Consider the following 10,961-nt stretch of genomic DNA (forward strand, 5'->3'; position numbering starts at 1 on the left):
GATTCCATTCCACTAAAGAAATGTTGTATTTACTTCCAATCTTAATGAACATTTCTTTTGCAAAATCAGATAATTCATTGTCAAAAACTTGTATCCGATATTTCACAACCAGTACAAGATGATAATGCATTAAGAATACTGAATGATTATTACTATCTAATTTCATTGTGATATCAATCCTTTGTTACATCTAAGACTGATTATATTATAAGCTTTGGCTAAAGCCAACCGAAATTCATCTCCCACCTACTCATTGGTGCTATTCGCACCTTCACATTCCTTGAGGATGGGAGACTTCTTTCGGAAAGACGTTAAATTTTTAGGCACCGTTTTCATCGCAGCATTAAAGATGCTAATTGTACCAGTCGTGTTCTTTGCGCTTGTTGTAGGGGTATCGTCATTAAACGACATTCGACAGCTAGGACGCATTGGCACAAAAACGATGCTGTATTACTTAATTACAACAGCACTAGCAATTACGCTAGCACTAGGGGTAGCTTTTGTAATGAGCCCTGGCAGTAATTTTAAAATGCCAGTACTAGAAGAAACGGATGTTGCCATCAATGAAGGTATGCCTTTTATTGATGTGTTAATTCATATTATACCGTCTAACCCTGTTCAGGCAATGGCAGAAGCTAATATGTTGCAGATTATTTTCTTTGCGATTATGGTGGGCATTGCGATTACTATTATGGGTGACAAAGTACCAACTGTTCGTTTATTTGTGAATGAATGTAATGATTTATTTTTACGTTTAGTAACAGTAGTTATGCTGTTTGCGCCACTCGGTATTTTTGGCTTAACCGCACGTACCTTCTCACAATTAGGTTATGAGATTATGTTGCCGCTTAGTAAGTATTTGCTAACGGTAGTTATTGGGCTTGCCCTGCAAGTGGTGGTGTATATGATTATTTTACGTGTGGTAAGTGGGTTAAATCCCATTTATCTTCTTAAAAAAATTACTTCACCTTTGTCTATTGCCTTCTCGACGGCAAGTTCGGCAGCTGCCCTACCTGTTACGATTCGTACAGCGGAGGAGCAATTAGGTGTAGATAAAAAGGTAGCTTCCTTTACATTACCACTTGGCGCAACCATTAATATGGATGGTACAGCTATTATGCAAGGTGTGGCGACCTTCTTTATTGCACAAGTGTATGCAAACCTTCGCAGTTTTTACTAGTGATTTTAACAGCGACGCTCGCTTCTATTGGTACGGCTAGTGTGCCAGGCGCAGGTTTAATTATGTTATCAATGGTGCTATCAACAGTTGGCTTACCCATTGAAGGTATTGCACTTATTATCGCAGTAGATCGTATTATTGATATGGCACGTACGAGTATAAATGTGTGTGGTGATATTGTTGGTACGGTTGTCGTTGCTAAATCCGAGAATGCGTTAAATAAAGAGATTTATTATACAATAAAATAACGAATAAGCATCGCGTGAGTAGCGCGGTGCTTTTTTGTTGTGCTTTATGAGGAAGTAGGTTAATTTTATGAGCGGTTTACATTATTTTTTATACTAAATAGTGTCGCGTAACTTGTTACAAAAGCAGCTATTGACATTGGTTAGTCGTCAGCGTACAATAACAATCGTACAATAAAAAGAGGTTCATAGCAGATACCCTCTATAAAAAACTATGGAATGACGTCTTCTACGCCGCATCCCCCATAGGATGCGGCTTTTTTTATGGGCCAGCTAGAATCTCCTCATACGGAGGTAATATTATGTCAGGTAGATCAGAAGAAAATCTTGAGGGGCTTACCCTTCTTGGTAATCAAAATACGAACTATTTATTTGAGTACGCGCCAGAAGTTTTAGAAGCCGTGCCTAACCTACACACAGGACGTGACTTTTTTGTAAAGTTTAACTGCCCTGAGTTTACAAGCCTTTGCCCAATGACGGGACAACCCGACTTTGCGACAATGTACGTATCATTTATCCCAGATGAGCTGTTAGTGGAAAGTAAATCACTTAAGCTTTATTTATTCAGCTTCCGCAACCACGGGGACTTCCACGAGGATTGCGTCAATATTATTATGAACGACCTTATCGAATTAATTAACCCACGCTACATTGAGGTTTGGGGTAAATTTACGCCACGTGGCGGTTTATCTATTGACCCTTGGTGCAACTATGGTCGCCCAGGTACAAAATACGAAAAAATGGCAGAACACCGCCTACTGAATCACGATATGTACCCCGAAAAAATTGATAATCGTTAATCCTTCTCCCCTACGCTAATTAAGGTAGGGGTTTTTATCATATTATAGAATTATCAGATAACTATCATTGCATACCATGACTTTTTACCTTAAAATATAGGTTATAAGAACTGATTCTAAAGAAGGGGGAACCTTATTATGACATTACATCCTATTTTACAAGATATTATTTCTTTCAATGAAGCGTATAATAAACAAGTAAAACCTGAACAATATGTCGTACGTGTTCAGAATGAAGCTGCAAAAGCAGAAATTATTTATGTACTCTCTACTACCGAGGTCCTCATCCATTTCGTCGGTGTGGCTCATTTCGGTGAGTACTATCAGTTACTTAAAGCACGGAAAGCAGTCGATTTATTTGCGACACGGCAATCCGATCGTTTAAAAAAGAGTTATGATGTGATGAAATATGACTTCGCGCGCCGAGGGTATCAAATTTATCGTGGTGAGCAACTTGAAGATTTACCTACTCATCATACTTTTATGATTGGTATACCTAAAGCAAAATGGCATAAAGATGCACATGATGAGGTCATCTCGACGATTTGTCAATTGCGTCAGCAAGAACTTAAAATTAGTGAAGCCATTGGTGGTTATACGGAACAAACTACACCAACACAAATTTCCCTTCACCCTCGTGCTAAAGAACGTATTACGACATACATAGAAGAAGCAGCTACATTCGCAGACACCATTACTGTTATACATAACGAACAATTTATTAAAGCGGTACTGGCACAAATTCCCGAGAAGATGACACGTACTACTTTTACCGACAAGAAAACGATTCAACTACAAAGTATACGCTATACAATTATTACGAATATGTATTATATGCGCATTATTTCGAACCATAACGCAGCTGAAGAAAAAATATCGACGCTATTCTCTGAAGAGCTCTATAAATTAATTAAACAAAATCAGCGTCACTATTTAAAATTACAAGATGCGCAAAAACAAGGCTTGAAAAGTAGTCGAAACGAACTGCGTTGCGAACGTATTAGTCGCTTATTACAACGTTATTTCCAAGTTCAACGATTCGCTTGTACCATTACATATCAAAATGCCCACACCTTATTAATTACAGGTAAAGGGCTACTGCCAGGTCGTGCTATTCATTTACTCGTACATCCTGATCTTGTATTAGCTGTCAATGAAACCATTATGAAAAATGGTCAAAGCTTCCCGACACTATCCATTATTTATCAGCTCGACAAAAAGCCTTCACTTCATCTTTTTGAAGGTCAAGGTTTAACGAATGGGCATGGTGTTGAAATTTTTTCAATTTATATGCTCGCAAAAGACACACGGAAAGTATTAAACTATTAACTCCTTTATCTCTACTAATAAATAAGCGGAAAATGCTAGACCGGCGATATGCTAGTCTAGCATTTTTTGGCTAGCAACAGTAACAACGACTTGAAACAGCCGCTATTCTTCTGTAAACTGCACAAAGTTCGGCGCTTGTGCTCTTGCGTCAATGGTAGCACCGTCGAAATGCATAAACAAATGACCTTCACAATAAGCATACTCTCCATCTTCTGAACCCCTGTTGGAAATAAGCTTGCACTTCTTTAAATAGCGTTTCACGCTGTGCTTCTTCTGGCGCTACATGATAAGCGTCTACACGTACCTCCGCTTCAGCAAAAGTTCGTTGTTTGGTACATTCGCTAAAATTGGTCACCGACATAAATAAAATACATTTTATCATCCCTATTGAGTTATACGTGTGATACACGCAAAAAGTTGCTATACTATTTGTAGATTGGAGGAATGAACATGAAAAAATGGTTAGTTATTTTAAGCGCGAGTGCTCTGCTTGCGGCTTGTACAGCTGAATCTCCTGAAGACGAGACGACAGCTAAACCACAAAAACCAACGACCGAACAAACGACTACAAAAGAAACAGAAGAAACAACGAAAGCGCCTGAAACCGAAAAAGAAACACCAAAAAAAGAACAAGACATGACTAAAGAAAAAGATAAAGATGCAGACGCCAACACCCAAACGCTTGCGCTAAAAGAATATTTTTTAGCAGATGGGAAAAAAGCGCATTTCCAAGGCGAAGGTATTGAATTTGCTACGTATGATGTGCAGACCAAATGGTTAAATGACAATTATGTGGCACATTACGTTAACAATGGGGGCGTGGAAGTACAGCGCATATTTCGTATTACTCCCACAACTATCGAACTAGTTGTTGATGAAGTCATTCAAACTGAAAAACCTGATGTACCTAAAATCGAATGGCTCGAAAAAGTAAAACCTTTAGAAATTGTACTGCAATCTCCTATTAAAAAAGGAGCGACTTTTGATAAATGGACTGTTGTAAAAGTGGATGAACAAGTCATTACACCGGCTGGTACGTATAATGATGTCATTGTCGTTGAAGATAAAGGTAAAGATTATGTCGATACACGCTATTTTGCTAAAGGTGTGGGGGAAATTAAGTCTGTATACACCATGGCAATGGATAATAATGAAACGTATAAAACAACATCTACGCTCGATAAAATTTATTAAATGAGGGATCCAATTGAAAAAACTATGGCTATCCTTACTAGCAGGCGCACTTTTTATGACCGCGCCCTCTGCACAAGCCGCTTCCCCTTTGCATGAATACGCTGAAGTATTTACTGGTGAAGTAGCCATCCTTAAAGACACGTACCGTGACTTTCCCGGCGCTAAAATTGAAGTACCACGCTTTGAGCGCTTTGCTTCTACAACTCTTGTGCATATTGATCGGGCACAATTTTTAGCAGCTGATAAAACAGGTTTACCTGAAGAGGATGTCGCACTCATTTCACTTGTGCTCGCCTCTACTAATCCTAGTACGAAGATTACACTAGAAATCACTACTACCATCGAAGGTAATACGCAGACAATGGACGTTGCTGTTATCCGTGATGGCACAGTTATGCATAAAGGTGAACCAACTGTTACACCGTTAAAGCGTTATAGCGGCGTTATCAATCCTTCTTTTACAGATATTAGTCATCATCCTAATGCGCCAGCGATTTACCGCCTTGCACGTTTGGGCATTGTAACGAGTACGAAAAACCAATTTAATCCCGGTGACCCTATTACACGTGCACAATTTGCTGCGATGTTATATCGTACCATCCCTAACACAGCACCATTTAAGGATAATCCTTTTACCGATATTACCACGCACTGGGCGAAGGATGATATTGTGACGATGTATGCTTTTGATGTCGTGAAAGGCTTAACAAAATTTAATCCTGGTAACGCGATTACACGTGCACAAGCAGCTGTGATGATTGCTCGTTATTTAGATATGCTCGGCATCGACCTCACACAAATTCCGCGTACTTCACCATTTGAAGACGTTGTTAAACTACATAGCGAAAATCAAGAAGCTATCGGTTTAATGTACCAGCTTGGCATCATTAATGGCACAAGCCCTACTACTTTCAATCCAGGTGGACAATTAACACGTGCGCAAATGGCTAAAATTTTAGACGGTATTTTATATTTACCAATTGATATCTAATCTAAAAAGGCAACCTGAGAAGTGATTTTCTCAAGTTGCCTTTTAGTATGTCTCATTATCGTATAAAACGCATAGGCTCAAGTGGTAAATCGCTAAAGAATTTACCAGCGCGTACTTCAAAATGAAGATGGGGGCCTGTGGAGCGACCAGTCGTACCCATTTTCGCGATTTCGTCGCCTTGTTTGACTGTATCACCTACATTCGCAATAAAGCGATCTAAATGTAAGTACCTTGTCGAAATCATTACACCATCTAGCTCATGTAAAATAACTAAATAATTACCAGCTGAAGTATGCAATTCTTCTTTCGCAATTACGACACCATCTGCCGCAGCGTAAATGGGCGTACCGATTGCGTTGGCAATATCTTGCCCCGCATGAAACTCTTTCCCGTCCAAATCACGATAGCCAAATGGTGAAGTTAATATACCTTGTGCTGGCATAATAAATGGTTTTTTTAAGGCAATGCTACTATATGCATCTAGCTTTAATGCACGTAGGATACCTTTATTAATATCTCCTGCACGTCCTGGACGCGCCTCTACTTTTTCTAAATGTTTCGAAATTTCAGCTTGTTGTGTAGCATTTGCTTGTAATGTAAAATCTTGTTCGTGCGCCGTATAGCTCGGCGGCGTTGCGCTCGTACTGGGCGCTAAATTTAAACTCGGGGTGGCTTGTGCCGATAAAGGCAATGCTAAGAAAGTAGCCGTTAATAGGATTTTTCGCATAGTTTTACCTCTTCTTTTCTATTTATCATAGCATGTGTTATCACAAAATACGCGTGACTTTTCTCACATGTCACTTTTTTGTAATAATCATAAATCCCGTGTCTTGTACCTCCCCCTCTTTGATAAGAGGAAATCGATAATAATAAGCGCCTTGATCTTCCGCCACTTGCAAATTCTGACGCGATAGCGTACGTTTTAGCCGAATATACGATCTTACTTCTTCGTCTAACCCTTCTTGATAACTGCGCTCAACGATATGATTAATTTCCATTTTGACGCGGTTTACATCATCATAACTAGCACTGCGCCACTCTTCGTGCTTACTGTGTAATAATTTTGACACCTCATAGGTTGTGAGTTGATTCATTTGGCTCACCTTCTCTCCTACCTTCCTAAAGCGATTGGTACCCCTTACCAATTTATCATGTCTTTAACCGTTAATACGTTCTCTCAAACAATTGCAATGCTTCCGCCGCTTTTAAGTCTTCGAGTGTGAGTGTCATAACCATTTCCTTTGTAAGTTGTTGGGTATCTGCCAAACGATTAGATTGCATCGTCACTAGCTTTTCGAAGATATTGCGCACATAGCGACCATTCGAAAAATTAGGTGTCGTCTCCATTGCTAACTTACCAATAGCTTGTTTTAAAGCCACTTTAAAGTTTTCGTCATACGTATAATCATTTTGCGCACAAAGGCGTTCAAAAATAGCATAAAGCTCCTCATGATTATAGTTAGGAAAAGCAATAAAGCGATTGAAGCGTGATTTAAAGCCCGGATTCGCTTGTAAAAAAGCTTCCATACGCTCTTCGTAGCCTGCTACAATAATGACTAAGTCATCACGTAAATCTTCCATCGCTTTTAGCAAGCTATCAATAGCTTCTTGACCGAAAGCATCGTTTTGATCATTTACTAAAGCATAGGCCTCGTCAATAAAGAGGACACCACCTGTCGCTTTTTTTACAACATCTTGCACTTTAAGCGCTGTCTGTCCAACATATCCTGCTACTAAACCTGCACGGTCGGTCTCTACGAAATGACCGCTCGATAGCACTCCTAAATGTTTGTATAGCTGGCCAATTAAACGAGCGACTGTCGTCTTACCTGTTCCAGGGTTCCCTGTAAATACTAAATGATAGGTCATCGGAAAACTCGCTAAGCCAAAATCCACACGCACACCTTGCATTTTAATAAAGTTAATGAGCTGATTCACTTCTCGCTTAACATCTTCTAGCCCTATTAAACCTGCGAGTTCCGTTCTCAACTTAGCAATTTCAGCTTCTACTTCTTTAGTAATACGCATACGTTCGCCATGTACAAATTCACCGCTATAAATTTTTTTACCGTCTTCTGTATAATAATCGCCTCGCCCATGCGCAACACCTTGTGCAATTGCGCCTTCATATTTAATCGCTCCACTTGGGTAAAACAATACACCTGCGCCTGTCATAACATTATCTTTAAACTGTCCTTCAGCTACTTTAACGCCATGCTCATAAAGCGTACCTTTACCATGACGCGCATCATCAAAATAATACCCTTCATACAGTAAGGTAGAAGCGTCATCGTCTTCATACAAGCGCCCGAAACCTTGACGATTTTGCCACATAAACTCACCTTCGTACATAACGCGCCCGCTCGGATAATACATCGTTCCCTTTCCTTTACGCATACCTTGAACGAATTCGCCTTTATAATAAATTTGAGTAGTATTCGCATAAAATAGCTCACCATAGCCGTCCATCTGGTCATTCACAAAGCTACCGCGGTAGCGTAAAAAGTCACCTTGGTAAAACTCACCTTGGCCATGCTTTTGATTGCGGGCAAATTGACCGCTATAGCGAAGTTGCCCTTTTAAATACATTTTCCCCTCGCCTTGTTTAGCCTGATCAACAAACTCACCTTCGTATAAAAGATGACCTTCTTCATCGTAAAGTTTACCAAAGCCGTCGTATACATCGTGCCCAAACTCATTCTTTTTCGTTTCACCTTCATATTTGAGCGCTCCACTCGGATAATAAAGTTGTAGTAATTGCCTATTTTCCACGCTTATCCCTCTTTCTAACATTTTTCTGCTAATTCACCTAGAAAAGTTGTAAATCTTACATAGTATTTCGTTTTTTCTACCCACTTTCCGCCTATTATCCTTTATAATTAAAAAGATAACCATAGTGAGGAGAGTGTACGGGTGAAAATTACAATTGGCAATAAATTAAAAATTGCATTTACTATCGTCATTATATCAATGCTTGTCATTTCAGGCATTAGCTATATTTTTTTACAGCGCAGTAATGACGCCCTACGTGCAATTGATGAAGACACGGCACGCATTGATTTATACAATGATGTAGCCTTTCAAATGGTGCGCGCAAATGCAGCGATTCGAGGCTATATGATTTATAAGAAGCAGGATATGTTAGATAACCATTATGAAATTCGAGAAAAACTTCGAGAAAGTGTAGAAGCGCTTCAGGCAAAAGGCGAAACTGACGAAGGTTTTACAACATTTGTAACAAATTTAGACGCTTGGGAAGCAGCGATTGAAAAAGATGTACTCGCTGTTTTACAGCGTGGCGATGACACATTAGCTGAACAGAATGCATTACCTATTTTAGGTAAAGGTTCTCAAGAGTTAGTCGTATTTAGTAAAGAAATGGCCGCAACAAATACCGCTGCTATACATACGAAGATTCAAGACTTACATAAAAATTCGGCTACGCAATTGCGTACCATTGTTGTGATTTCTTTAATCATTATCGTTATTAGTATGGTCATCGCAACAATTACAGGACGCAATATTGGACGTCGTATGCAACGTACGATTGACACACTGAATGTGTTCTCTACTGGCGATTTAACACAGCGATTAGAAATGGGATCTCGCGATGAATTTGCATCGTTAGCGCGCTCATTTAACGAAATGGCCGAGAAACTGAGTGCTATGATGAGAACAGTTACTCAAGCTTCACATACAGTAGCTTCGACTTCAGCAGAGCTAACAGCAAGCAGTGAAGAAGTCAGTAATGCAGCGATGAATGTCGCAGAAAGCGTACAAGATATTTCGACAAGCCTAGAAAATCAAGAGCATCGCACACACCAAATGCGCGAGGTATCGACTGAAGTATTAGCAAAAATGGACGGTATTTCTCACAGTGTGGATGTAACAGATGATGCAATGAATACTGCAAAAGCAATGGCTGATGAAGGCTATAGTTCAGTGACAGCTGTGACAGATCAAATGGATATTATCGCGGCGCATACGTTAACATTAAATGAACGTATGGAAGATTTAGCTGATAATACAAATTCAATTGAACTAGCAGCAAAAGTAATTAAAGATATTGCTGACCAAACTAATTTGCTTGCATTAAATGCCTCTATCGAAGCAGCACGTGCGGGTGAAGCGGGTAAAGGTTTCGCGGTGGTCGCTGAAGAAGTACGAAAGCTCGCAGACGAGTCTAATAAAGCAGCAGGTGAAATCGAACAAGTCATTACAAGTATTATGACGAATACACGTCAAATTGAACAAGATATTACGAATAGCCACTATTCTGTAACGGTTGGTAAAACAAAAGTTGACGTAGCGAGCGATTTATTTACGCGTATTGTGGCAAGCTTCGATGATGTACAAGAGCAAACAGCAACGGTTACTTCTGAAATTCACGGTATTCATGAAGGGCTAGCACAAATTGCCGAGCAAATTGCGGCAATTGATGCAAGTGCAGAACGTTCTCTTACACGCGCACAAAATGTAGCAAGTGCTGCAGAAGAACAAACAGCATCCGTAGAAGAAATTGCAGCTTCTACTGCTCATCTTTCTGAACGAGCACATGAATTAGCAGATGCAACTAAAGCATTTACGTATTAATCAACAGCACCTACACAAACATTATTCTTTACACATAAAATGTTAGACCATGCATCACGGTCTAACATTTTTATTTTTCTTCTACACCTATTATTATATTTAAACACTTTAATGCATAAAAAACCTAGACAAGCCATTAGTATTTTGTTACGCTATAAAGCATAAATATACATATTTACGTAACGTAAAGACAACGAGGTGCAACAACATGATGGCTTTCGAAAAAACATTAGAAAACATATCTGGCTGGATTTGGGGCTGGCCAATGATTTTATTATTACTCGGTGGCGGTATCTTCCTAACTATCAAACTCGGCTTCTTCCAGTTCCGATACTTTCCGCATATGATTAGCCAAACACTTGGCAAACTTTGTGAACTACCCACCACTTATTGACCTTGCGGTCTAATTGAAGTGGGGGCTTCTCGACTTATCGTTGCTTTTACTAGCCAACGAAAACTGACCGAGCTAACCCTCTTGTTCCAAGAGTTTTTGTTTCTATGTTAATGCCAATAGGCGAATGCCTTCATTTTTGATATTGATGGCTGAATTATAGTCACGATATGCCACATACCCACATGAACAACGGTAAGTACGTTCAGATAGCTTCATAGGTTTTTCTGCACCACAA

General features: G+C 39.5%; 11 protein-coding genes, 1 pseudogene and 1 riboswitch. Of the genes and pseudogenes, 7 read left to right on the forward strand and 5 right to left on the reverse strand.

Annotated features, from left to right (window positions below):
- The coding region (locus DDE80_RS12670; RefSeq protein WP_201261524.1) for a transposase at positions 1-166 on the reverse strand (166 nt) is incomplete at its 3' end.
- Between the two features lie 183 nt (positions 167-349).
- Here DDE80_RS12670 and DDE80_RS12675 point away from each other — a divergent pair.
- The 5 genes and pseudogenes from DDE80_RS12675 (at position 350) to DDE80_RS12700 (ending at position 5,739) form a co-directional block, all read left to right on the forward strand.
- A pseudogene (locus DDE80_RS12675) lies at positions 350-1,428 on the forward strand (dicarboxylate/amino acid:cation symporter).
- Between the two features lie 172 nt (positions 1,429-1,600).
- Positions 1,601-1,647: riboswitch (PreQ1 riboswitch) on the forward strand.
- 80 nt (positions 1,648-1,727) lie between these two features.
- Positions 1,728-2,225 carry a preQ(1) synthase gene (queF, locus tag DDE80_RS12685; RefSeq protein WP_108308220.1) on the forward strand — a complete coding sequence of 166 codons (498 nt, stop codon included), beginning with the start codon at positions 1,728-1,730 and terminating at the stop codon, positions 2,223-2,225.
- A gap of 138 nt (positions 2,226-2,363) precedes the next feature.
- The gene (locus tag DDE80_RS12690) at positions 2,364-3,554 is read left to right on the forward strand and encodes a hypothetical protein (protein WP_108308222.1); all 1,191 of its coding nucleotides are present in this window, start codon (positions 2,364-2,366) and stop codon (positions 3,552-3,554) included.
- A 450-nt stretch (positions 3,555-4,004) separates the two neighbouring features.
- On the forward strand, positions 4,005-4,748 hold the full coding sequence (locus tag DDE80_RS12695) for a hypothetical protein (RefSeq protein ID WP_108308223.1): 744 nt from the start codon (positions 4,005-4,007) through the stop codon (positions 4,746-4,748).
- A gap of 13 nt (positions 4,749-4,761) precedes the next feature.
- On the forward strand, positions 4,762-5,739 hold the full coding sequence (locus tag DDE80_RS12700; RefSeq protein ID WP_108308225.1) for an S-layer homology domain-containing protein: 978 nt from the start codon (positions 4,762-4,764) through the stop codon (positions 5,737-5,739).
- 55 nt (positions 5,740-5,794) lie between these two features.
- On the opposite strand, the gene DDE80_RS12705 is transcribed toward DDE80_RS12700, so the two are convergent.
- From DDE80_RS12705 to DDE80_RS12715, 3 genes are all read right to left on the reverse strand, one after another.
- A complete protein-coding gene (locus tag DDE80_RS12705) occupies positions 5,795-6,466 on the reverse strand; it encodes a M23 family metallopeptidase (RefSeq protein WP_108308226.1) in 672 nt (223 codons plus the stop codon).
- 70 nt (positions 6,467-6,536) lie between these two features.
- Complete coding sequence (locus DDE80_RS12710) at positions 6,537-6,833, reverse strand: hypothetical protein (protein ID WP_108308228.1); 297 nt, start codon at positions 6,831-6,833, stop codon at positions 6,537-6,539.
- Between the two features lie 70 nt (positions 6,834-6,903).
- On the reverse strand, positions 6,904-8,511 hold the full coding sequence (locus DDE80_RS12715) for an AAA family ATPase (RefSeq protein WP_235612337.1): 1,608 nt from the start codon (positions 8,509-8,511) through the stop codon (positions 6,904-6,906).
- A 141-nt stretch (positions 8,512-8,652) separates the two neighbouring features.
- Here DDE80_RS12715 and DDE80_RS12720 point away from each other — a divergent pair, with 141 nt between their 5' ends.
- Together DDE80_RS12720 and DDE80_RS12725 are read left to right on the forward strand one after the other, a co-directional pair.
- Complete coding sequence (locus DDE80_RS12720; RefSeq protein ID WP_108308232.1) at positions 8,653-10,332, forward strand: methyl-accepting chemotaxis protein; 1,680 nt, start codon at positions 8,653-8,655, stop codon at positions 10,330-10,332.
- A gap of 208 nt (positions 10,333-10,540) precedes the next feature.
- Complete coding sequence (locus DDE80_RS12725) at positions 10,541-10,726, forward strand: sodium:alanine symporter family protein (protein ID WP_108308233.1); 186 nt, start codon at positions 10,541-10,543, stop codon at positions 10,724-10,726.
- A 102-nt stretch (positions 10,727-10,828) separates the two neighbouring features.
- Here the strand turns inward: DDE80_RS12725 and DDE80_RS12730 are convergent.
- The coding region (locus DDE80_RS12730) for a zinc ribbon domain-containing protein (RefSeq protein ID WP_153060874.1) at positions 10,829-10,961 on the reverse strand (133 nt) is incomplete at its 5' end.

Origin of the sequence: Metalysinibacillus jejuensis (genome assembly GCF_003057615.1) — a bacterium.
Taxonomy (GTDB): Bacteria; Bacillota; Bacilli; order Bacillales_A; family Planococcaceae; genus Metalysinibacillus; species Metalysinibacillus jejuensis.